Origin of the sequence: Serratia sp. B501 (assembly GCF_051172315.1) — a bacterium.
In the GTDB taxonomy this organism is placed as follows: Bacteria; Pseudomonadota; Gammaproteobacteria; order Enterobacterales; family Enterobacteriaceae; genus Serratia; species Serratia ureilytica.
Genome location: NZ_JBPIZB010000002.1, coordinates 68,403 through 90,728, shown reverse-complemented (window position 1 = coordinate 90,728; position 22,326 = coordinate 68,403). Strand labels below are relative to the sequence as shown.

General features: G+C 61.6%; 18 protein-coding genes. 6 read left to right on the top strand and 12 right to left on the bottom strand.

What is annotated here, in order from left to right:
* Positions 1–69: 69 nt before the first annotated feature.
* The 4 genes from poxB to ACSBQV_RS06860 all read right to left on the bottom strand — a co-directional run bounded on the left by poxB (position 70) and on the right by ACSBQV_RS06860 (position 5,774).
* Positions 70–1,791 carry a ubiquinone-dependent pyruvate dehydrogenase gene (poxB, locus tag ACSBQV_RS06875; RefSeq protein WP_099783636.1) on the bottom strand — a complete coding sequence of 574 codons (1,722 nt, stop codon included), beginning with the start codon at positions 1,789–1,791 and terminating at the stop codon, positions 70–72.
* Positions 1,792–1,989: 198 nt separating this feature from the next.
* Positions 1,990–2,991, bottom strand: a complete 1,002-nt coding sequence (gene hcr / locus ACSBQV_RS06870; RefSeq protein WP_099783638.1) for an NADH oxidoreductase — start codon at positions 2,989–2,991, stop codon at positions 1,990–1,992.
* Between the two features lie 55 nt (positions 2,992–3,046).
* Entirely contained in the window at positions 3,047–4,696 is a 1,650-nt protein-coding gene (hcp, locus tag ACSBQV_RS06865) for a hydroxylamine reductase (protein WP_015377309.1), read from the bottom strand.
* Between the two features lie 181 nt (positions 4,697–4,877).
* Positions 4,878–5,774, bottom strand: coding sequence for a lysine exporter LysO family protein (locus tag ACSBQV_RS06860; protein WP_033642544.1), 897 nt, complete (start codon positions 5,772–5,774; stop codon positions 4,878–4,880).
* Between the two features lie 187 nt (positions 5,775–5,961).
* Between ACSBQV_RS06860 and ACSBQV_RS06855 the strand changes: the two genes are divergently transcribed.
* Positions 5,962–7,620, top strand: a complete 1,659-nt coding sequence (locus ACSBQV_RS06855) for an ATP-dependent endonuclease (RefSeq protein ID WP_033650660.1) — start codon at positions 5,962–5,964, stop codon at positions 7,618–7,620.
* Positions 7,621–7,634: 14 nt separating this feature from the next.
* On the opposite strand, the gene ACSBQV_RS06850 is transcribed toward ACSBQV_RS06855, so the two are convergent.
* On the bottom strand, positions 7,635–8,588 hold the full coding sequence (locus ACSBQV_RS06850) for a VirK/YbjX family protein (protein ID WP_033642547.1): 954 nt from the start codon (positions 8,586–8,588) through the stop codon (positions 7,635–7,637).
* 194 nt (positions 8,589–8,782) lie between these two features.
* Here ACSBQV_RS06850 and macA point away from each other — a divergent pair, with 194 nt between their 5' ends.
* Both macA and macB read left to right on the top strand, forming a co-directional pair.
* Complete coding sequence (gene macA / locus ACSBQV_RS06845; RefSeq protein WP_033642548.1) at positions 8,783–9,898, top strand: macrolide transporter subunit MacA; 1,116 nt, start codon at positions 8,783–8,785, stop codon at positions 9,896–9,898.
* Positions 9,898–11,844, top strand: coding sequence for a macrolide ABC transporter ATP-binding protein/permease MacB (macB, locus tag ACSBQV_RS06840; protein WP_099783644.1), 1,947 nt, complete (start codon positions 9,898–9,900; stop codon positions 11,842–11,844). Before macA ends, macB begins: the two co-directional genes overlap by 1 nt.
* 87 nt (positions 11,845–11,931) lie before the next feature.
* Here the strand turns inward: macB and cspD are convergent, their stop codons facing one another.
* Entirely contained in the window at positions 11,932–12,153 is a 222-nt protein-coding gene (cspD, locus tag ACSBQV_RS06835) for a cold shock-like protein CspD (protein ID WP_004928349.1), read from the bottom strand.
* A gap of 355 nt (positions 12,154–12,508) precedes the next feature.
* Here cspD and clpS point away from each other — a divergent pair, with 355 nt between their 5' ends.
* Together clpS and clpA are read left to right on the top strand one after the other, a co-directional pair.
* The gene (gene clpS / locus ACSBQV_RS06830; RefSeq protein ID WP_004928347.1) at positions 12,509–12,829 is read left to right on the top strand and encodes an ATP-dependent Clp protease adapter ClpS; all 321 of its coding nucleotides are present in this window, start codon (positions 12,509–12,511) and stop codon (positions 12,827–12,829) included.
* 27 nt (positions 12,830–12,856) lie between these two features.
* Complete coding sequence (gene clpA, locus ACSBQV_RS06825; protein WP_025302261.1) at positions 12,857–15,136, top strand: ATP-dependent Clp protease ATP-binding subunit ClpA; 2,280 nt, start codon at positions 12,857–12,859, stop codon at positions 15,134–15,136.
* Between the two features lie 205 nt (positions 15,137–15,341).
* Here clpA and infA read toward each other — a convergent pair whose 3' ends face one another.
* The 6 genes from infA to ACSBQV_RS06795 form a co-directional block, all read right to left on the bottom strand.
* Positions 15,342–15,560 (bottom strand): translation initiation factor IF-1, encoded by a 219-nt coding sequence (infA, locus tag ACSBQV_RS06820; RefSeq protein WP_002211347.1) that lies wholly within the window; start codon positions 15,558–15,560, stop codon positions 15,342–15,344.
* 105 nt (positions 15,561–15,665) lie between these two features.
* The gene (gene aat / locus ACSBQV_RS06815; protein ID WP_099783646.1) at positions 15,666–16,391 is read right to left on the bottom strand and encodes a leucyl/phenylalanyl-tRNA--protein transferase; all 726 of its coding nucleotides are present in this window, start codon (positions 16,389–16,391) and stop codon (positions 15,666–15,668) included.
* Between the two features lie 29 nt (positions 16,392–16,420).
* Positions 16,421–18,160: a heme ABC transporter ATP-binding protein/permease CydC gene (gene cydC / locus ACSBQV_RS06810; RefSeq protein WP_099783648.1), complete on the bottom strand. Its 1,740-nt coding sequence runs from the start codon at positions 18,158–18,160 to the stop codon at positions 16,421–16,423.
* A gap of 2 nt (positions 18,161–18,162) precedes the next feature.
* A complete protein-coding gene (cydD, locus tag ACSBQV_RS06805; RefSeq protein ID WP_099783650.1) occupies positions 18,163–19,929 on the bottom strand; it encodes a heme ABC transporter permease/ATP-binding protein CydD in 1,767 nt (588 codons plus the stop codon).
* 240 nt (positions 19,930–20,169) lie between these two features.
* On the bottom strand, positions 20,170–21,141 hold the full coding sequence (gene trxB, locus ACSBQV_RS06800; RefSeq protein WP_019454557.1) for a thioredoxin-disulfide reductase: 972 nt from the start codon (positions 21,139–21,141) through the stop codon (positions 20,170–20,172).
* A 158-nt stretch (positions 21,142–21,299) separates the two neighbouring features.
* Positions 21,300–21,740: a hypothetical protein gene (locus ACSBQV_RS06795; protein WP_143557060.1), complete on the bottom strand. Its 441-nt coding sequence runs from the start codon at positions 21,738–21,740 to the stop codon at positions 21,300–21,302.
* 55 nt (positions 21,741–21,795) lie between these two features.
* On the opposite strand from ACSBQV_RS06795, the gene lrp reads away from it, so the two are divergent.
* Complete coding sequence (gene lrp, locus ACSBQV_RS06790) at positions 21,796–22,290, top strand: leucine-responsive transcriptional regulator Lrp (RefSeq protein ID WP_004928318.1); 495 nt, start codon at positions 21,796–21,798, stop codon at positions 22,288–22,290.
* Positions 22,291–22,326: the final 36 nt, after the last annotated feature.

The window sequence follows — 22,326 nt, the reverse complement described above, 5'->3', positions numbered from 1 at the left end:
CCTGGAATATAAGGGAGAGGAAAAGGGTACATGGCATCATATACCCTTTATTTCACCGGGGCAGCTTGCTTAGCGCAGCCAGTTGGTTTTCGCCAGCTCGACCACTTCGTCGCCGCGGCCGTTGATGATGGCGCGCAGCATGTACAGGCTGAAGCCTTTCGCCTGTTCGAACTTGATCTGCGGCGGCATCGCCAGTTCTTGCTTGGCGGTGACCACGTCCAGCAGCGCCGGGCCGGGGTGCGCCAACATCTCCTGCAGCGCGCCGTCCAGAACGGAGGCTTTTTCCACGCGGATGCCCTTGATGCCGGCGGCGTTGGCGATCGCCGCGAAGTCCGGATTATGCAGATCGGTGCCGTCGGTCAGGTAGCCGCCGGCCTTCATCTCCATCGCCACGAATCCCAGCACGCTGTTGTTGAACACCACGATTTTCACCGGCAGCTTGAGCTGCGCCAGCGACAGGAAATCGCCCATCAGCATGGTGAAGCCGCCGTCGCCGCACATGGCGATCACCTGTTTATCCGGCGCGGTGGCCTGAGCGCCGATCGCCTGCGGCATGGCGTTGGCCATCGAACCGTGGTTGAACGAACCGAGCAGGCGACGCTTGCCGTTCATTTTCACGTAGCGGGCGGCCCACACCGTCGGCGTGCCGACGTCGCAGGTGAAGATGGCGTCGTCGCTGGCATAGTGGCTGAGCTGCTGCGCCAGATACTGCGGGTGGATCGGTTGGTCGTCGCCGGCGGTCGCCAGCCCGTCGAGATCCTTGCGCGCGTTGCGGTAATGCTCCAGCGCCTTGTCGAGGAACGCCCGATCGCGCTTCGGCTCCAGCTGCGGCAGCAGGGCGGTGAGGGTGGTGTGGATATCGCCTACCAGAGCCATATTGACCGGGCAGTGCGCGCCGATGCTGCCGGGGTTGATGTCGATCTGAATGATGTTGGCGTTGGTGGGATAGAACGCCCGATAGGGGAACTGGGTGCCGAGCAGCACCAGCGTGTCGGCGTTCATCATCGCGTGGTAGCCGGAAGAGAAACCGATCAGCCCGGTCATGCCGACGCTGTAGGGGTTGTCCCATTCGATATGCTCTTTGCCGCGCAGCGCGTGCACCACCGGCGCCTGCAGCAGTTCGGCCAGCTTGACCACTTCATCGTGCGCGCCGGCGCAGCCGCTGCCGCACATCAGGGTGATGTTCTTCGCCTTGTTCAGCGTTTCCGCCAGCTTGTTCAGCTCGCTCATCGGCGGCTGCACCAGCGGCAGCGCCGGGGTATGCCAGGTCACGGCCGCGTCTTCCGGCGCCATGCGCAGCGCCACGTCGCCCGGCAAGACGACCACCGACACGCCGCGATTGAGGATCGCCTTGCGCATGGCGATCTCCAGCACGCGCGGCAGCTGTTCCGGGTTGGAGACCAGTTCGCAATAGTGGCTGCATTCGCGGAACAGCTCCTGCGGATGGGTTTCCTGGAAGTAGCCGCTGCCGATTTCGCTGGAAGGGATGTGCGCGGCGATCGCCAGCACCGGCACATGGTTGCGGTGGCAGTCGAACAGGCCGTTGATCAGATGCAGGTTGCCGGGGCCGCAGGAACCGGCGCACACCGCCAACTGGCCGGTGAGCTGGGCTTCGGCGCCGGCGGCGAAGGCGGCCACCTCTTCATGGCGGGTGCCCAGCCATTCGATGGTGCCCATGCGGTGCAGGCTGTCGCTGAGGCCGTTGAGCGAATCGCCGGTCACGCCCCAAATGCGTTTTACGCCGGCTTGATCCAGCGTTTTGGCGATCAGTGTGGCTACGGTTTGCTTCATGGTTCCCCCAAACATGGTTTGAAAAACGATGTGGACTCGATCCGGTGAGTGGCAGCAGAACAACTGCAAGCATAGCTTACCGGCTGTGGACGAGATGCGGTCAGGAAGGGTAAAGAGCGTAGGACGGGGAAAAGTGTAACCGGGCTGGCCACGGGGAACTTGCCGATAAATGCCCCATCGCGGCGATGGGGCCAGGGATCACGCCAGCGTGACGTCGCCCTGCAGCTGGCAACTGCAGGCCAGCACGTAGCCCTGCGCTACCTCTTCCTCGCTCAACGTCATGGTGCTGGTGGTGGTGTAGTCGCCCTCGAGGATGCGGGTTTTGCACGAACCGCATACTCCGGCGCGGCAGGCGGCGTTGACCGGCAGGGCATTGGCCTCCATCGCTGCCAGCAGGGTGCTGCCGACCGGCACGCGGAATTCGCGCAGCGGGCGGGCGGCGCGCAGCGTCAGCCCTTCGGTTGCGTCAGCCTGTGCCGTCGGCGTGTGGAACTGCTCCTTATGGAAACGCTCGGCCGGCACGCCGAGCCGGCGACAAAGTTGCTCCACCTGATCCATGTAGGGCGCGGGGCCGCAGGTCATTACCGTGCGTTCGGCGATATCCGGCGCCGCCTGCCGCAGCGTCTGTTCATCGATGCGGCCGCTGAGGTAGCCGGGTTGCAGATCCTGCTCGGCCATCAGCGTCAGGCGCAGCTGCGGATGGGCGGCGCACAGCGCGCGCCACTGATCGGCGAAAATCGTGTCGGCGGGCGTGCGCACGTTAACGATCGCGGCGATATCACAGGTTGGACGGTTGGCGGTCAGCCAGCGGCACATCGAGACGATCGGCGTCACGCCGCAGCCGGCCGCCAGCATCAGATAACGATCGGCCGGGTGGCGCTCGCAGCAGAATTCGCCCTGCGCGTCGGACAGCCACAGCGTGTTGCCGGGCTTGACCTCTTGCGTCAGCCAGCGCGATCCGACGCCGTCCGGCAGGCAGCGCACGCTGATGCTGAGAAAGCGGCTCTGGCCGGGCGAGGAGGAGAGCGTATAGGCGCGCAGCGTCTCCTCGCTGTTGCGAATGCTGACCAGCGCGAACTGGCCGGCCTGGTAAGGATAGAAAACATCGCAGATCAGGTTCAGCGTCCAGACGTCGGCGGTTTCACGCCGGATGGAATGCACCTGCATGCGGTTCGGGCAAAGCGGAGTGGGTTGAGTCATCGGGCACCTCAAAAAGCAAAGGGGCCGGCGCAGGCGGCCCCATAACGTAACGGCATCAGGCGAGCAGCGCTGCGATATCCTGCTCGACGGTGGTGATCGGACGCAGGCCGAATTTCTCGTTGAGGATCGCCATCAGGTTGTCGGTCAGGAAGCCCGGCGCGGTCGGGCCGGTGACGATGTTTTTCACCCCCAGCGACAGCAGCGTCAGCAGAATGACGATCGCCTTCTGTTCAAACCACGACAGCACCAGGCTGAGCGGCAGCTCGTTGACGCTGCAGCCGAGCGTATCCGCCAGCTTGACCGCCAGCATGATGGCAGAGTAGGCGTCGTTGCACTGGCCGACGTCCAGCAGGCGCGGCAGCCCTTCCAGCGTGCCGAAATCCAGCTTGTTGAAACGGTATTTGCCGCAGGCCAGCGTCATGATCAGGCAGTCTTGCGGCACGCTGCGGGCGAAGTCGGTGAAATAGCTGCGTTCGTCACGGCTGCCGTCGCAGCCGCCCACCAGGAAGACGTGGCGCAGTTTTTTCTGCGACACCAGGTCGATGACCGTGTCGGCGGCGTTCAGCAGCGTCTGGCGGCCGAAGCCGACGGTGATCAGGTGCTCAATCTCGGTGTAAGGGAAGCCGTTCATGCCCTGCGCCTGGCGGATCACGGCGCCGAAGTCGTCGCCTTCCAGATGGTTGACGCCCGGCCAGCCGACGATGCTGCGGGTCCAGATGCGATCGCCATAGTTGCCGACGTTAGGATCGATGATGCAGTTGGAGGTCATCACGATCGGGCCGGGGAATTTGGCGAATTCCGTCTGCTGGTTTTGCCAGCCGCTGCCGTAGTTGCCCACCAGGTGCTTGAATTTTTTCAGTTCCGGATAGCCGTGCGCCGGCAGCATTTCACCGTGGGTGTAGACGTTGACGTTTTGCCCTTCGGTTTGCTCGAGCAGCATGCGCAGATCTTTGAGATCGTGGCCGGAAATCAGAATGGCTTTCCCGGCTACAGGGCGCACGTTGACCGCGCTGGGCTGCGGATCGCCGTAGGCCTGGGTCTCACCGCGATCGAGGATCGCCATCACGTTGAAGTTCATCTTGCCGATGCCCATGGCGTTGTTCAGCAGGGTGTCGACGTCGCGCGGCCGGGTGCCGAGCCAGGCCATGAAAGCGTGGTAGTCGGCATAGAGCTGTTCGTCGAACTGGCCGAGCACGTGCGCGTGTTCCATATAGGCCGCCGCGCCTTTCAGGCCATACAGACACAGCAGGCGCAAACCGTGTACGTCGTCGCCGACCTCGGCCTTGTCGCTGTCGAGGGCAAACTGCGCCGCCTGCTGCAGCAGCGCAGGCATAGCGTCGCCGGCCAGCTGCAGCGCCGCCATCGGGTGATCGACGCGCACGCCGGCATCCAGCAGCCGGCAACGGGCGGCCAGCGAGTCGCGCAGCAGCAGGGTTTCCCGCGCGTAACCGATGATGCGCTGGGAGTCGAAGTTAACGTTGGTCAGGGTGGAGAAGAAGGCGCGCGGGGCGAAGCTGTCGATTTCGTGGTCGACGATGCCCAGCGAACGCGCCTGCAGCGCCCAGGCGGAGAGGCCCTGCAGCGCCGCCACCAGCAGATCCTGCAGATCGGAGGTTTCCGCCGTTTTGCCGCACATGCCCTGAGCATACGCGCAGCCGTTGCCTGCCGGGGTTCGAATGGTTTGTTCACATTGCACACAGAACATAGTCGCTTCCTTTTATTTTTAAAGTTGCATTTATAATGCTTGTTTAAAAGCATAGATCGGCGATCGGGGTTGCAAAAGGGTTTTGTGCGACTACTGCGGGCAAGTTTGATTTAGCGCAATTTTGCCGTGCGGATGGGAATGATTACGCTTTGGGGGCCGGGTGACCCCCAAGGGGAAAGGATCAGGAGAACAGGGCGATCAGCACCGGCGCCAGCAGGCTCAGCAGAAAACCGTGCACGATGGCGGGCGGCACCATGTCCAGTCCGCCGCTGCGCTGCAGCACCGGCAGGGTGAAGTCCATCGAGGTGGCGCCGCACAGGCCGAGGGCGGTGGAGCGGCTGCGGCGCACCAGCGTCGGGATCAGCATGATCGCCACCAGCTCGCGCGCAAGATCGTTGAAGAACGCGGCGCTGCCCATCACCGGGCCGTAGGCGTCGGTGATCAGAATGCCGGACAGCGAGTACCAGCCGAAGCCAGAGGCCATCGCCAGCCCGGCCTTGACCGGCAGCCCCAGCAGCTGCGCCGCCAGCGCGCCGCCGGCCAGAGACGCGACGACCACCGCCAGCGCCACCAGCGTGCCGCGGCGGTTGAGCACGATCTGGCGCAGCGTCATGCCGCTGTTGCGCAGCTGAATGCCGACCAGCAACAGCAGGAAGATCAGCGCATATTCGCTGCCTTTATGGGCGAACTGCAGCCATTGCCACTGCGTCAGGCCGAGCAGGAAGCCGCCGAGCACCACGCCGCACAGCTTGAGCGACTCCAGCGCCATATGCACGCGCGAAGGCAGCTTTTCCTGTTTATGGCTGCTGCGCCACGGCATGCGCCGCTCCAGCAGCGCCAGCAACAGCAGATTGGCGCAGAGAATGCAGAAGAAGAACGCCGCGCTGTACTGGAAGATCAGCATCAGATTGCTGCTGAGATTCTCCATAAACGCCAGGCTGATGCCCATGAAAAACAGGATCACATACACCATCCAGCTCAGCAGCCGGTTGATAAGCACCAGCAGCGGGCGATGGCGTAAGGGAATGAGGTAACCGACAATCAGCGGTAACAGAATAATCAACAGTCCTGAGTACATGGTGCAACGAGTGTCCTTGAGTTTTGATGCGCGACGAACGGCGGCGAGGAGCACACGCTAACCAAAAGCCCGGCCGGAGTAAAGCGGCAGATTTGACGCTGGCCGCTTGACCTGCAAGGGGTTTTTTGACCATGCTCTGTGAAAGTCTCCTCATTGAAGAGGCGACGGCGCGCACGGGAGGCGGCAGATGTTCTTGGAGCGTATCGAAATTGTAGGTTTTCGCGGTATTAATCGGCTGTCCCTGATGCTGGACGACAATACGCTGTTGCTCGGCGAAAACGCCTGGGGTAAATCCAGCCTGCTGGATGCGCTGACGCTGCTGCTGGCGCCGGAGCAGAAACTGTATCGATTTGAAGCGCACGACTTCCATTTTCCCCCCGGTGAGGAGGCGGCCAAAGAGCGCCACCTGCAGGTGGTATTCACCTTCTGCGAGAAAGACATCGGCCACGCGCACCTGCCGCGCTACCGCCATCTGACGCCGTTGTGGGTCAAGGGGGAAGACGGCCTGAGCCGCATTCATTACCGCTGCGAGGGCGAGCTGGCCGATGACGGCACGGTGTGCACCTGGCGCGGTTTTCTCGACGCCGACGGCAACGCCTTTCAACTGCACCATATCGAACAGCTGGCCCACGCCATCATCCGCATCCACCCGGTTTTGCGCCTGCGCGACGCGCGCTTTATTCGCCGCCTGCGCCCCAGCAGCCTCGGCGATGAACGCAAACCCGATACGCAGGCGTTGGCGCAGCAGCTGGATCAGCTGACGCGCGAGCTGGTGCGCAATCCACAGAAGCTGACCAACGGCGAGCTGCGTCAGGGGCTGGCGGCGATGCAGCAGTTGCTCGAGCACTACTTTGCCGAGCAGAGCTCGCAGGTGGCGCGGCCGCGCCGCCGCGGCGGTGAACCGGAGCAGGACGCCTGGCGCGCGCTGGACGGCATCAACCGCATGGTCGCCGAGCCGAACAGCCGCAGCATGCGTCTGATCCTGCTGGGCATGTTTTCCACCCTGCTGCAGGCCAAGGGCGACGTCAAGCTGGATCCGCACGCCCGGCCGCTGCTGCTGGTGGAAGACCCGGAAACTCGCCTGCATCCGATCATGCTGTCGGTGGCCTGGGGACTGCTCAATCAGCTGCCGCTGCAGCGCATCACCACCACCAACTCCAGCGAATTGGTGTCGCTGGTGCCGGTGGAGCACGTGTGCCGGCTGGTGCGCGAGTCGGGCCGCGTCGCGACCTATCGTCTCGGGCCGCGAGGGTTGAGCGCCGAAGACGGGCGGCGCATCGCGTTTCACATCCGTTTCAACCGGCCGTCGTCGCTGTTCGCCCGCTGCTGGCTGCTGGTGGAGGGCGAGACCGAAGTGTGGCTGCTGAACGAACTGGCGCGCCAGTGCGGCTATCATTTCGAGGCGGAAGGAGTAAGGGTCATCGAGTTCGCTCAGTGCGGCCTGAAGCCGCTGCTGCGCTTTGCCCGTCGCATGGGCATCGAGTGGCATGCGCTGGTGGACGGCGATGAGGCGGGCAAAAAGTACGCCAACACCGTGCGCAGCCTGCTGGACAATCATGAAGACAACGAACGCGATCGGCTGACCGCGCTGCCGGCGCCGGACATGGAACACTTCATGTTCCGCGAAGGGTTCGCCCCGGTCTATCACCGAATGGCGTCGGTGCCGATCAACGCGCAGATGCCGGTGCGCAAGGTGATCCTGAAAGCGGTCCACCACTCTTCGAAGCCGGATCTGGCGATCGAGGTCGCGATGCAGGCCGGCGAATGGGGCACGGACTCGGTGCCGCCGCTGCTGAAGAAAATGTTCTCACGGGTGATCTGGCTGGCGCGCGGCCGGGCGGACTGACGGCCCGCCGGGCGTTATCGGGCGCAGAAGTGCGCCGCCAATCCCTGTTCCAGCTCGTCCAGCAGCTGATAGCGGCGGCGATACTCGGCACGCTTCTTGCTGGCGATCTCTTCGATCGGCTTGCGGGCGATGCGTTCGGGCAGCAGGAAATAGCCGCTGTCGAGCGGTTTGGCGCCCATCGACAGCCAGAACTGATCGTAATCGGCGTGCAGCTTGTCCTTCTTCTTACTCTGGTAGCGCCAGTTTTGATAGATATGGGTGGCGTTGCCGACCGCCACGATCTGGCGGATGCCGAGGTGCCGCGCCAGCGTGCAGATGCCTTCCAGCACCAGCCGTTTAGGGAACAGGCCGTGACACTCTTTGGTGGTGTGCTGGATCTCGGCGTGCGGCACGTCATGGTTCGCGCCCTGCAGGCCGCCGATGAACAACGTCGGCTGCTGCTGATAATGCATCAGCGCAAAGGTGATCTCCGCCAGCATCACGCCGTTGGCGTTGCGCAGCAGCAGCGTGGCTTCCCCTTCCTTATTCAGTTTGTCGATCGCCGCCAGCTCCAGCGTGATCGGCGCTTCGTTCTTGCCCATCGCGCTGGCCAGCACGAAGGCGTGCGGGCCGAGGTGGCCGAGGCGCATCTTCAGCGGCATGCGCTGTACGATGAGATCGTAATGATCGCGCAGGGCGAACAGGCATTCGATCTTGCTCATGTTGGCCGCCAGGTAGGGACGATGCAGTTTGCACGGCAGGTTCGGCTGCGCGCTCAGGATCTCCTCCAGCAGCGGATTGCTGGCCAGGGTGCTGAGCAGGCCGCTGGTGGTGCGCCAGTTGAGCAGCGAACGGCCGAGAAACTTCAGGCGAAACGAGGTTTTTTTCCAGGCGTTGCTCGGTGCCTTTTCGCCATTGATCAGCGCCGTCATCAGTTGCCAGCCGTTAAGCGGCCGGGCGGAGGCGAGTGGGTAGCTGAGCTGTGACATGATGAAATCCTTGGCTGTGTTGAATGGCGCTATTTCATCAAGGCTTCACTAAACGGGAGTTCAATGCCGAACTGTAACCAAGCGTGTCTCCACATTGTGTTGAGCTAAGGTTTAGTTATTCCCTACGGTGCGTGCTAATTTAGCTCCGCCGCCGCAATGGGCGGTCGATATTCACAAGCACAGGCAGGTCAATTTTGACAGGGTTTAAAGGACATAAACGCCGCTGGATACTCGCACTGGCGGTGATTGCGGCGATTGCCGCGGCGGCCGTTTGGCACTTCCGCCATCCGGCGCCGACCGATTTCAAAACGGTAAAGGTCACCAAGCGCGACCTGCAGCAGAACGTGTTGGCGACCGGCCAGCTGGACGCAGTGCGCAAGGTTGACGTCGGCGCGCAGGTCAGCGGGCAGTTGGAAAAGCTGTATGTCGAGATCGGCGACAAGGTGAAAAAAGGTCAGTTGCTGGGGGTTATCGATCCGCAACAGGCGCAGAACAGCATCCGTGAAGGCGAGGCGACGCTGCGCGAGCTGCATGCGCAGCTGTTGCAGGCGCAGGCGGAACAGCAGCTGGCGGCGGTTACGCTGCAGCGCAACCAGGCGCTGGCCAAACTGCAGGCGGTATCGCGTCAGGATCTGGATCAGGCGGCGACGCAGCTGGCGGTGAAGAAGGCGCAGGTAGGCACCATCAATGCGCAGATCGCCCGCAACCAGGCCAGCCTGGATACCGCCAAGATCAATCTGGCCTATACCCGCATCGAAGCGCCGATGGATGGCGACGTGGTGCAGATCACCACGCTGCAGGGCCAGACGGTGATCGCGGCGCAACAGGCGCCGAACATTCTGACGCTGGCGGATCTCGGCACCATGCTGGTGAAGGCGCAGGTCTCGGAGGCCGACGTCATTAACCTCAAACCGGGTCAGAAGGCCTGGTTCACGGTGCTGGGCGATCCGACCCGGCGCTTCGACGGCGTGCTGAAAGACATTCAGCCGACGCCGGAAAAGGTCAACAACGCCATCTTCTATTACGCGCGTTTCGAAGTGCCCAACCCGGAAAGGCTGCTGCGCTTGCAAATGACGGCGCAGGTGCACATTCAGCTGGCCGGCGTCCAGCAGGCGCTGGTGATCCCGCTGGCGGCGCTGGGCGATCAGATCGCCGACAATCGCTACCACGTTTCGGTGCTGAAACAGGGCAAGGAAGAGAAGCGTGAAGTGGCCATTGGCCTGCGCAACAATATCGATGTGCAGATCCTCAGCGGGCTCGAGGCGGGCGATGAGGTGATCGTCAGCCGCGGCGGCGTGGAGGCCGGCTGATGGCGGCGCTGTTGCAGCTGAACGGCATCCGCCGCAGCTACCGTTCCGGCGAGCAGACGGTGGAGGTGCTGAAGGGGATCAGTCTGAGCATCGACGCCGGTGAAATGGTGGCGATCATGGGGGCTTCCGGCTCCGGCAAATCGACGCTGATGAACATCCTCGGCTGCCTGGACAAGCCGAGCGCCGGCGTCTATCGGGTGGCCGGCCAGGACGTGGCGACGCTGAGCGACGATGCGCTGGCGCAACTGCGGCGCGAGCATTTCGGCTTTATCTTTCAGCGTTATCATCTGCTGCCGCACCTGAGCGCGGCGCATAACGTCGAGGTGCCGGCGGTGTACGCCGGGCTGGGCAAAGCGGCGCGGCGCGAACGGGCGGAGGCACTGTTACGCCGTCTGGGGCTGGGGGAGCGCGTCAACTATCGGCCGAGCCAGCTTTCCGGCGGCCAGCAGCAGCGCGTCAGTATCGCCCGCGCGCTGATGAACGGCGGGCAGGTGATCCTGGCGGATGAGCCGACCGGCGCGCTCGACAGCCATTCTGGCGAAGAGGTGATGGCGATCCTCAAACAGTTGTGCGCCCAGGGCCACACGGTGATCCTGGTGACTCACGATCCGGCGGTGGCGCGCCAGGCTGAACGGATCATCGAGATCCGCGACGGCGAAATCATCGCCGATTCCCGTCCGGCGCCGTCGGAGGATGCCCAGGCCAAGCCGCTGGCGCTGGCCGCCGCGGCGCCTTCCTGGCGGCAGATGGGCGGCCGCTTTCGCGAAGCGCTGGTCATGGCCTGGCGCGCGATGGCGGCCAACAAGATGCGCACTGCGCTGACCATGCTCGGCATCATTATCGGCATCGCCTCGGTGGTATCGATCCTGGTGATCGGCGACGCCGCCAAGCAGATGGTGCTGGCGGACATCAAATCGATCGGCACCAACACCGTCGATATCTACCCCGGCAAGGACTTCGGCGACGACGATCCGACCTACCGGCAATCGTTGAAATACGGCGATCTCGACGCGCTGCGCGAACAGCCGTACATCAGCGCGCTGTCGCCGAGCATCAGCAGCAGCATGCGGCTGCGGCTGGGTAACGTCGACGCGGCGGCCAACGTCAACGGCGTCAGCGAGCAGTTCTTCCGCGTGTACGGCATGAGCTTTACCCAGGGCGTCGGCATCGACCCGATGCAGGTGCAGTCACAGGCGCAGACGGTGGTGATCGACGCCAATACCCAACGGCGGCTGTTCCCGCACCAAAAAAACGTGGTAGGCGAGGTGATCCTGGTGGGCAACATGCCGGCGACGGTGGTCGGCGTGGCTAAAGAGAAGCAGTCGATGTTCGGCAGCAGCAAGACGCTGAACGTGTGGGTGCCGTACAGCACCATGGCCAACCGGCTGATGGGCAACAGCTATTTCGATTCGATCACCGTGCGCATCCGCGACGGCTACGACAGCAAGGAAGCGGAACAACAGCTGTCGCGTCTGCTGACGTTGCGCCACGGCAAGAAGGATTTCTTCACCTATAACATGGACAGCCTGGTGCAAACTGCGGAGAAAACCACTCGCACGCTGCAGCTGTTCCTGACGCTGGTGGCGGTGATTTCGCTGGTGGTGGGCGGCATCGGCGTGATGAACATCATGCTGGTGTCGGTGACCGAGCGCACGCGCGAGATCGGCATCCGCATGGCGGTGGGCGCGCGTTCGGGCGATGTGTTGCAGCAGTTCCTGATCGAGGCGGTCTTGGTCTGCCTGGTGGGGGGCGCGCTGGGGATTACGTTGTCGTTCGCTATCGGTTTGGCGGTGCAGCTGGTGTTGCCGGGTTGGCAGATCAGTTTCCCGCCGGCGGCGTTGCTGAGCGCGTTCCTCTGTTCCACCGGCATCGGCGTGGTGTTCGGCTATCTGCCGGCGCGCAATGCCGCGCGGCTGAATCCGATCGATGCGCTGGCGCGCGAGTAAGTCACAGGCATAAAAAATGCCAGTCACACGGCGGCTGGCATTTTTATCGCAGTCAGAGTCAGTGCAGCGCGACGCTGCCGGAAGCGTTTAGGACAGCGCCTCGCTTTCCACTGGCACAATAAGACTGGCATGGTTGCCTTTGGGCCCTTGATGCACGTCAAAGCTGACCTGCTGGCCCGCCTTCAACGTTCTGTAACCATCCATCTTGATTGTGGAATAATGCGCGAAAATATCTTCGCCGCCGCCGGCTGGGCAGATGAAGCCAAAACCTTTGGCGTTGTTAAACCATTTAACAGTACCCGTCTCCATGCTTTTACATCCCTCGCAACGCTATTTTAAGTGAGATGAATAACTGATTTCGCACTCGCCGTGGGCGAGTAGCAGGGTGGACAAGGGGTGGTTAAAAGACCACCAGCCACGAATTTACACTCTAGAGCAAATGATCGGGGCGTCAAGGGATCGGCTTTTGTCGGCGGGGAGCAGTTCACCAAAGTTTGAAGCAGGTAACGCTATTGCCACGATTCAGTCACAATTGGCCCGTTTTTTTGCGCACGTTACAGTGCGGCGGGACGATGCCGAAGATGATAAAATAGTAACTATCCCCACTTTGAATAACCGAAACCTGTCCCCATATCAGAGGGCAGAGCAGAGAAGATGAGCAGCGATGGGCAATAACAACGATTGGCTAAACTTTGAACACTTGGCCGAAGAAAAACAAATCGATGCGGTAAAACCGCCGTCTATGTATAAAGTTATACTTAACAACGACGATTACACACCGATGGAATTTGTGATTGACGTTCTGCAAAAGTTCTTTTCTTATGATATTGAACGCGCAACGCAACTGATGCTCACGGTCCACTATCAAGGCAAGGCGATCTGTGGTGTTTTTACCGCCGAGGTGGCGGAAACCAAAGTCGTCCATGTGAACCGGTACGCAAGGGAGAACGAGCATCCGTTGCTTTGTACGCTGGAAAAAGCCTGAATAAGGCAATCTATTGGGGAGGTGCTTATGCTCAATCAAGAACTGGAACTCAGTCTCAACATGGCTTTCGCCAGGGCGCGTGAGCACAGACACGAGTTTATGACCGTGGAGCACCTGTTGCTGGCGTTGCTGAGCAACCCTGCCGCGCGAGAAGCGCTTGAGGCATGTACGGTGGATCTGGCCGCGTTGCGCCAGGAGCTGGAAGCCTTCATCGAACAAACCACACCGACGCTGCCCGCCGGCGAAGAAGAGCGCGACACTCAGCCGACGCTCAGCTTCCAGCGCGTGCTGCAGCGCGCGGTCTTCCATGTGCAATCCTCCGGCCGCAGCGAAGTGTCCGGCGCCAACGTGTTGGTGGCTATTTTCAGCGAGCAGGAATCGCAGGCGGCCTATCTGCTGCGCAAGCACGACGTCAGCCGTCTCGACGTGGTGAACTTCATTTCACATGGCACGCGTAAAGACGAGCCGGGCCAAGCGCCGAATGCGGAAAACCCGGTGAACGAAGAGCAGTCCGGAGGGGAAGACCGTATGGAAAACTTCACCACCAACCTCAATCAGTTGGCCCGTGTGGGCGGCATCGATCCGCTGATCGGCCGCGATCGTGAGCTGGAGCGCGCGATTCAGGTGCTGTGCCGTCGTCGTAAAAACAACCCGCTGCTGGTCGGCGAATCCGGCGTGGGCAAGACCGCCATCGCCGAAGGCCTGGCCTGGCGTATCGTGCAGGGCGACGTGCCGGAAGTAATGGCGGACTGCACGCTGTATTCGCTGGATATCGGTTCACTGCTGGCCGGCACCAAATACCGCGGCGACTTCGAGAAACGCTTCAAGGCGCTGCTCAAGCAGCTGGAACAGGATCAGAACAGCATCCTGTTCATCGATGAAATTCACACCATCATCGGCGCCGGTGCGGCTTCCGGCGGGCAAGTGGATGCCGCCAACCTGATCAAACCGTTGCTGTCGAGCGGCAAGATCCGGGTGATCGGCTCGACCACCTACCAGGAGTTCAGCAACATCTTCGAAAAGGATCGCGCTCTGGCGCGCCGTTTCCAGAAGATCGATATCACCGAACCGACGGCGGAAGAGACCGTTCAGATCATCAACGGCCTGAAGACCAAGTATGAAGCGCACCACGACGTGCGTTATACCGCCAAGGCGATCCGCGCCGCGGTGGAGCTGTCGGTGAAATACATCAACGATCGCCATCTGCCGGACAAGGCGATCGACGTGATCGACGAGGCGGGCGCCCGCAGCCGGTTGATGCCGGCCAGCAAGCGCAAGAAAACCGTCAACGTGGCCGATATCGAATCCGTGGTGGCGCGTATCGCTCGCATCCCGGAGAAAACCGTGTCGGCCAGCGATCGCGACGTGCTGAGAAACTTGGGCGATCGCTTGAAGATGCTGGTATTCGGCCAGGATCAGGCGATCGAAGCGTTGACGGAAGCGATCAAGATGAGCCGCGCCGGTCTGGGCCACGAGCGCAAACCGGTCGGTTCCTTCCTGTTCGCCGGGCCGACCGGGGTCGGGAAAACCGAGGTCACCGTACAGCTGGCCAAGGCGATGGATATCGAGCTGCTGCGTTTCGACATGTCCGAGTACATGGAGCGGCATACCGTCAGCCGTCTGATCGGCGCGCCTCCGGGCTACGTCGGTTACGATCAGGGCGGGCTGCTGACCGATGCGGTGATCAAGCATCCGCATGCGGTGGTGCTGCTCGATGAGATCGAGAAGGCGCACCCGGACGTGTTCAACCTGCTGCTGCAGGTGATGGACAACGGTACGCTGACCGACAACAACGGCCGCAAGGCGGACTTCCGCAATGTGATCCTGGTGATGACCACCAACGCCGGTGTGCGGGAAACCGAACGCAAGTCGATCGGCCTGGTGCAGCAGGACAACAGCACCGACGCGATGGAAGAGATCAAGAAGGTGTTTACGCCGGAATTCCGCAACCGTCTGGACAACATCATCTGGTTCAACCATCTGTCTACCGAGGTGATCCAGCAGGTGGTCGACAAGTTTATCGTCGAACTGCAGGCGCAGCTGGATGCGAAGGGCGTCTCGCTGGAAGTGAGCGACGAAGCGCGCGACTGGCTGTCGGTGAAGGGCTACGACCGTGCGATGGGCGCTCGTCCGATGGCGCGCGTCATGCAGGAAAACCTGAAGAAACCGTTGGCCAACGAATTGCTGTTCGGTTCGCTGGTGGACGGCGGTTCCGTGAAGGTCGAGCTGGACAAGGACAAGAAACAGCTGACTTACCACTTCCTCAGCGCCGCCAAGCGCAAGGCGGACGAGGGCGCGGTGCACTAAGGCTGCCTTCAGGCAAAGAAAAAGCGATGCTTCGGCATCGCTTTTTTTATGGGTGAGATTCACCGTACAACAGAAACGAGTGAGCCCTCTCAGTTTACCTGCGCACCTGCAACCCGTTGTTTAACGTCGCTGCGGGGGTAAACGGAAAGGGCTCCCGAGGGATTACATCCTCGATGCCGCCAGCGTGTGGCGCGCGGTGAGCCGATTAACGGCTACGGAAGACAATGCGGCCTTTGCTCAGGTCGTACGGGGTCAGCTCTACAGTGACTTTGTCGCCCGTCAGGATGCGGATATAGTTTTTACGCATTTTACCGGAGATGTGTGCGGTTACCACGTGCCCGTTTTCCAATTCAACGCGGAACATGGTGTTGGGCAGCGTATCAAGAACGGTGCCCTGCATTTCAATATTGTCTTCTTTGGCCATCGAATCCTCTAGGTCTAACTACCTTAGTTTTTAACCGGCAAGATAATGCCGAAAAACCCCCATTATGTAAAGATGTGTCGGTGAACATTGCACCGTTTCCATCAATTAGTTTACTGGATAGGGCGGTTCAACCGGCTGTGGGGATATGACTTGCGGCTCCCAGCACGCCGGTGCCAAAGGCCGCCGTTGAAGGGTGCTGAGCTGCTGCAAGAATTGACGGCGCGGAATTTCACGCGCGCCAAGGCGGGCAGTGTGAGCGTTCAGCACCTGGCAGTCAATCAATTCCCCGCCATAAGCGGCAAAATGGCGGCAAAAGGCCATCAATGCGCATTTTGAGGCGTTGGTGACGCGGCTGAACATCGATTCGCCGCAGAACAACGCGCCCTGCGCCACGCCGTACATGCCGCCAACCAGTTGATCATCCTGCCAGACCTCCACCGAGTGCGCGTAGCCGAGGCGATGCAGATGCTGATAGGCGCGCTGCACCTCCGGGCCGATCCAGGTGCCTTCATCCGGCCGCTGGGCGCAGGCGGCGATCACCGCGGCGAAGTCGTGATTGAGCGTGATGCGAAACGGATCGTGGCGCAGAAAGCGTTTCAGGCTGCGGTTAAGATGAAACTCGGCCGGGAACAGCACCGCACGCGGATCGGGCGACCACCACAGGATGGCCTCTCCCGGCGAATACCAGGGGAAGATGCCGCGCTCATAGGCCGCCAGCAGCCGCGGCGCCGTGAGATCGCCGCCGATCGCCAGCAGGCCGTTGGGATCGCGCAGGGCGCCCTCAGGCGAGGGAAACGCCAGCGACTGGGGGGAAAGCTTAACGATGCGCATACAGGGTCTCTGCGTCCTCTACGGGCCGATTAAGGCGCCAGGTTGCTGATACGGTTGCGAAAGCGGGCATAGCGGCCCTGCTGGCGCATCAGGGTGGCGTGATCGCCCTGTTCGACAATTTGGCCGTCGTCCATCACGCAAATGCGGTCGAGATGTTCCAAGCCATACAGGCGGTGCGTCACCAGGATCAGCGTCTTGCCCTGACAATGCCGGCGCAGCAGCGCCAGGATCTGCTGTTCGGTTTCGGCGTCCAGCCCTTCGGTCGGTTCGTCAAGCAGCAGCAGCGGGGCCGGATGCAGCAGCGCGCGTGCGATGCCCAGTCGGCGCTGTTCGCCGCCGGACAGCTGCCGGCCGCCTTCGCCGAGCCAGGCGTTCAGTCCGCCGTCGCCGGCCAGCAATTTGCCGAGCCCCACCTGCTGCAGGACGTCACTCAAACGAGCGTCGTCGGCATCCGGTGCGGCTAGCCGCAGGTTTTCCCGCAGCGTATCGCTGAAGATATGCACTCGCTGGCTGACGACCGTGGTCATTCGGCGCAGCGTGGTTTCATCATAATCCTCCAGCGGTTCGCCGTTGAGCAGAATTTTGCCGCCGTCGGTGCGCCAGGCGCGGGTCAGCAGCTGTAGCAGTGTGGACTTGCCGCAGCCGGTGCGGCCGAGCAAGGCGATGTGTTCGCCGGCCGCCACCTCGAGCGTAACGTCGCGCAGCACCGGCTGCGGCTGATCGGGGTAGGTGAAACTCAACTGCTGCAGGCTGAGCTGCGCCCGATCGGCAGCGGCCGGGCCGGCGGCAGGGAAGGTGACTTCCGGTTGGCGATCGATGATCTGTTTGACCCGCGTGGCGGAGGCGATCACCTGACCGAGATGCTGGAAGGCGCCGGCCACCGGCATCAGCGCTTCGAACGACGCCAGCGCGGCGAAGACAAACAGCGCGATCAACGCGCCGGGTTGGGTATCGCCGCCGATGCCCGCGGCGGTCAGCCACAGCAGCAGCGTCACCGTCAGCCCGCTGGCGAGGATCATCAGCGCCTGCGCCTTGCCGCTCAGCGAGGCCTGCTGCCACTGGCGGCGTTGCCACCGCTGTTCGGTGGCGTTCAGCGTCTGGCGGAAGTCGTTGACGGCGCCGAACACCACCAGTTCCGCCTGCCCCTGCAGCCAGGCGGTCAGGTCGGTGCGGTATTGACCGCGCAGCGCGGTGAGTTGGCCGCCGATCGGTTTGCCGGCGCGATAGAACACCGGCGGCACCAGCAGCAGCAGCAGCAGCAGAATGCCACCCAGCGTCAGGGCGAGTGCAGGATCCAGCCAGCTCAGGCCGTAAGTGACGACCAGGATCACCACCGCCGCGCTGATCAGCGGCGAGATCACCCGCAGATAAAGATGATCCAGCGTGTCCACATCCGCCACCAGGCGGTTGAGCAGGTCGGCCTGGCGGAAACGGGCGATGCCGCCCGGCGTCAGCGGCAGGATCTTGCTGAAGGTGAACACCCGCAGGTGCGACAGCACGCGGAAGGTGGCGTCGTGGCTGACCACACGCTCGGCGTAGCGCCCGGCGGTGCGGAAGATCGCCGCGCCGCGCACGCCGGCGGCGGGCAGCATGTAGTTGAAGGTTAGCAGGCCCGCCAATCCGGCCAGCGAAGAGGCGGCCAGGAACCAGCCGGAGAGCGCCAGCAGGCCGATGCTGGCCAGCAGGGTGACGATCGCCAAAATGATGCCCAGGCTAATCAGCAGGCTATGGCGGCGATACAACGCCAAAAACGGCAGCAACACGCGCATGATTAAAGCTCCCCGCGGCGGTGGGCGATCAGAGTGGCGAACAGGCCCGGTTGGGCGCTGAGGGTGGCGTAATCGCCCTGTTGCACGATACGCCCGTTATCCATCACCCAAATCTGATCGTAGTCTTCGGTATCTTCCAGCTGATGCGTCACCAGCAGGGTGGTTTGTTGATGCGAAGCGGCATTCAACGCCTGCATCACCCGTTGTTCGCTATGGGCATCGAGGCTGGCGGCCGGTTCATCGAGCAGCAGCAAGCGGCGCGGGCCGATCAGCGCCCGGGCGACCGCCACGCGCTGCGCCTGGCCGACCGACAGGCGGGCGGCGTTATCGCCCACTTCGGTGTCGAGCCCCTGCGGCAGATACGGCAACAGCTCGCTGACGTAGGCGTGTTCCACCGCCTGCTGCAGCTGCGCTTCGTCGGCCTGCGGGCAGCCCAGCAGGATATTGGCGCGCAAGGTTTGCGCCGGCAGGTGCGGGTTTTGCCCGACCCAGCTCAGCTGCTGCCTCCAGTTCTCTGCGGACAGGTCACGCAGTTCGATGCCGTTGACGGTCAACGACCCACGGTAGGGCAGAAAACCGAGCAGCAAATTGAGCAGCGAACTTTTGCCGGCGCCGCTCAGCCCGACCAGCGCCACGCGCTGCTGCGGTTGCAGGGTGAAACTCAGCGGCCCGGCCAGCAGCACGCCGTTCGGCGACAGAATTTCCAATTCGTTCGCCTGTAGCGTCAGCGGTTGATCGGCGGGCAACTTCCGCGTGCCGTTGCCCATCTGCTCGCCTTCGGCGCTGAGGAAGGTTTCCAGCGCTTCCGCCGCGCCGACCGCCTGCGCCTTGGCATGATAGAAGGTGCCGAGATCGCGCAGCGGTTGGAAGAACTCCGGCGCCAGAATCAGCACCAGAAAACCGGAAAACAGCGTTACGCCGAGGCCATAGCTGCCGAAGTTGAGTTCGCCGAGGTAAGAAAAGCCAAAATACACCGCCACTACGGCGATGGAGATCGACGCGAAGAACTCCAGCACGCCGGAGGAGAGGAAGGCCATGCGCAGCACTTCCATGGTGCGGCTGCGGAAGTCTTCGGAGGATTTGGCGATCTGCGCGGTTTCGGCCTGCGCGCGGTCGAACAGCCGCAGGGTGTCCAGGCCGCGCAGGCGGTCGAGGAAGTTACCGCTCAATCGCGCCAGCGCCACAAAGTTGCGGCGGTTGGCGTCGGCTGCCCCCATGCCCACCAGCGCCATAAACAGCGGGATGAGCGGCGCGGTCGCCAACAGAATCAAACCGGCGGCCCAGTTGATCGGGAAGACGGCGATCAGGATCAGCAGCGGGATAAACACCGCCAGATACATCTGCGGTAGATAGCGCGAGTAATAGTCCTGCATATCCTCGATCTGTTCGACGATGATGCTGGCCCAACTGCCCGCCGGTTTGCCCTGGATCCAGGCCGGCCCGAGCTGCTGCAGCTTATCCAGCACCTGCCGGCGCATACGCTGGCGGATCACCTGCCCACACAGAAAACCGACCCGTTCCCGCAGCCAGCTCAGCAGCGCCCGCAGCGCGAACGCGACGGCCAGCCAGATAAACGAAGGGATCAGTTGCTCACGCGGGGTGTGTTCGATGATAAGGGCGTGCAGCAGGCTGGCCAGCAGCCACGCCTGCGCCACGATCAGCAGGCCGCTGAACAGCCCCAACAGCATGGAAAGGCGCAGCCAACGCTGCGCTAACGAACTCTGGGTTTTAAGCCAACGGGTTAACTGTTGCTGTCTGGTTTTTTTCATCAGATATGCGTCTGCGTCGCCGGCGCCCGTTTGTTACGGGCTGGGTTAACGTACTGTTAAATAATAGTGTTTGGCGCAATCGGCGACAAACAAGCGAGGCCTCATGTTACCTCGTGACCCGGCAGACTGAAAAGAATAAAGCGGGCAAATATGGCTATAACAGATGGGAGGGAGAGATTGCTGAACCCAGAAACAAAAAAAGCGGCTCGAGAGCCGCTTTTTGCTGATGGCGAGTAAGTCTTAGCAGACTTCTGCGCCGGCGATGCCGTCCAGATAACGCTCTGCGTCCAGCGCCGCCATGCAGCCGGTGCCGGCGGAGGTGATCGCCTGACGGTAGATGTGATCCATCACGTCGCCCGCGGCGAAGACGCCGGGGATAGTGGTTTGGGTCGCATTGCCGTGAATGCCGGACTGCACCTTGATGTAGCCGTTTTCCAGCTCCAGCTGACCACCGAAGATGCCGGTGTTCGGGCTGTGGCCGATGGCGATGAACACGCCGGCCAGTTCCAGCTCACGGGTTTCGTTTTCCGCTTTGGTGCTGCGGATACGCACGCCGGTCACGCCCATTTCATCGCCCAGCACTTCGTCCAGCGTATGGTCGGTGTGCAGCACGATGTTGCCGCTTTTCACTTTTTCCATCAGCCGGTCGATCAGGATTTTCTCCGAACGGAAGCTGTCGCGACGGTGGATCAGGTGAACCTCGGCGGCGATGTTGGACAGGTACAGCGCTTCTTCAACGGCGGTATTGCCGCCGCCGACCACCGCGACTTTCTGGTTGCGGTAGAAGAAACCGTCGCAGGTTGCGCAGGCGGAAACGCCTTTGCCCTTGAACGCGTCTTCGGAAGGCAGGCCAAGATAGCGGGCGGAGGCGCCGGTCGCGATGATCAGCGCGTCGCAGCTGTATTCACCGCTGTCGCCGAACAGTCGGAACGGACGCTGCTGCAGATCGACGCTGTTGATGTGGTCGAAGACGATTTCAGTCTGGAACTTCTCCGCGTGCTCGCGCATGCGCTCCATCAACGCCGGGCCGGTCAGGCCTTCGGCGTCGCCGGGCCAGTTTTCCACTTCGGTGGTGGTGGTCAGCTGGCCGCCTTGTTCCAGACCGGTGATCAGCACCGGGTTCAGGTTGGCGCGCGCCGCGTAGACGGCGGCGGTGTAACCGGCCGGGCCGGAACCCAGAATCAGTAATTTGCTATGTTTAGCCGTGCCCATGAATAACCTCTTTATTCCACAATGGCGGACAATGAAGCCGATTGTAGGGAAAATGGCGCAGTAAAAAAAGCGCCGGGCGACGTTGTTAACGATTTGTATGATAGTTGTCGCCTATTAATGCATCCGTTGTCGGTAAATCGGTCGTCGAACGCAGAAATTTAACTTATCAAAGCCGCATTCGGCCAGCGAATCGCCAACCGTGCAAAAACGGCGCACTCTGCGGCTTCCGCCGCTCCCGACCGGGGTTTATCAGCCAGCGATTCATAATCAAAAATGGGATGCAGACTTTTCATGACGGTACGTTGTTCTGATTTTGCTTCTTTTACTTTGACAATCCGCTGCGCATTTGCGAAAACATCATAGGAAGAAGAAATTATCCCCGTAACACCAGCAAATCGTACGTATTTGCGCCGCAAGGCGACGATACGCAGCGGGAGTGCGGAGCAGGGCGCGCAAGCGTTTGCTGATTTTTTCTCGACCGAAATATCGTTGCCGGCGCTGCGCGGAGTTGGACAGACAGGCTGCGCGGCGTGGAATGATGGTAGTGAAGAAGCACATGACAGGCATCGGGTCTTCGCTTGGAACGAACCCTTACACATTGACGTTGGCTAGGGTGTGGCAAGTGCACGGAAGAAAATAAGAGAGACAATAATAATGGCAGACAACAAGAAACGCCCGGGTAAAGATCTTGACCGTATCGACCGCAACATCCTGAATGAGCTGCAGAAGGATGGGCGTATTTCGAACGTCGAGCTTTCGAAGCGCGTGGGGTTATCCCCGACACCATGTTTGGAACGCGTGCGCCGTCTCGAGCGCCAGGGTTTCATTCATGGCTATACCGCATTGCTGAACCCGCATTATCTGGATGCGTCCCTGCTGGTTTTCGTGGAGATCACGTTGAACCGCGGCGCGCCGGATGTGTTTGAGCAATTCAACTCGGCAGTGCAGAAGCTTGAAGAGATTCAGGAGTGTCATCTGGTTTCCGGCGATTTCGACTACCTGTTGAAAACCCGCGTACCGGACATGTCGGCTTACCGCAAATTGCTGGGCGAAACCTTGCTGCGTTTGCCGGGGGTTAACGACACCCGTACCTACGTAGTGATGGAAGAAGTGAAACAGAGTAACCGTCTGGTTATCAAAACACGGTAAGGTGCAGGTGCAAAACCTGATTAAATTGGTTACACT

Coding starts and splice junctions, on each gene's coding strand:
- clpA (WP_025302261.1), top strand. CDS start 12,857: ATGCTCAATCAAGAACTGGAACTCAGTCTCAACATGGCTTTCGCCAGG.
- poxB (WP_099783636.1), bottom strand. CDS start 1,791: ATGAAGCAAACCGTAGCCACACTGATCGCCAAAACGCTGGATCAAGCC.
- lrp (WP_004928318.1), top strand. CDS start 21,796: ATGGCAGACAACAAGAAACGCCCGGGTAAAGATCTTGACCGTATCGAC.
- hcp (WP_015377309.1), bottom strand. CDS start 4,696: ATGTTCTGTGTGCAATGTGAACAAACCATTCGAACCCCGGCAGGCAAC.
- macB (WP_099783644.1), top strand. CDS start 9,898: ATGGCGGCGCTGTTGCAGCTGAACGGCATCCGCCGCAGCTACCGTTCC.
- ACSBQV_RS06850 (WP_033642547.1), bottom strand. CDS start 8,588: ATGTCACAGCTCAGCTACCCACTCGCCTCCGCCCGGCCGCTTAACGGC.
- infA (WP_002211347.1), bottom strand. CDS start 15,560: ATGGCCAAAGAAGACAATATTGAAATGCAGGGCACCGTTCTTGATACG.
- cspD (WP_004928349.1), bottom strand. CDS start 12,153: ATGGAGACGGGTACTGTTAAATGGTTTAACAACGCCAAAGGTTTTGGC.
- trxB (WP_019454557.1), bottom strand. CDS start 21,141: ATGGGCACGGCTAAACATAGCAAATTACTGATTCTGGGTTCCGGCCCG.
- ACSBQV_RS06795 (WP_143557060.1), bottom strand. CDS start 21,740: ATGTGTAAGGGTTCGTTCCAAGCGAAGACCCGATGCCTGTCATGTGCT.
- aat (WP_099783646.1), bottom strand. CDS start 16,391: ATGCGCATCGTTAAGCTTTCCCCCCAGTCGCTGGCGTTTCCCTCGCCT.
- cydD (WP_099783650.1), bottom strand. CDS start 19,929: ATGAAAAAAACCAGACAGCAACAGTTAACCCGTTGGCTTAAAACCCAG.
- clpS (WP_004928347.1), top strand. CDS start 12,509: ATGGGCAATAACAACGATTGGCTAAACTTTGAACACTTGGCCGAAGAA.
- cydC (WP_099783648.1), bottom strand. CDS start 18,160: ATGCGCGTGTTGCTGCCGTTTTTGGCGTTGTATCGCCGCCATAGCCTG.
- ACSBQV_RS06855 (WP_033650660.1), top strand. CDS start 5,962: ATGTTCTTGGAGCGTATCGAAATTGTAGGTTTTCGCGGTATTAATCGG.
- hcr (WP_099783638.1), bottom strand. CDS start 2,991: ATGACTCAACCCACTCCGCTTTGCCCGAACCGCATGCAGGTGCATTCC.
- ACSBQV_RS06860 (WP_033642544.1), bottom strand. CDS start 5,774: ATGTACTCAGGACTGTTGATTATTCTGTTACCGCTGATTGTCGGTTAC.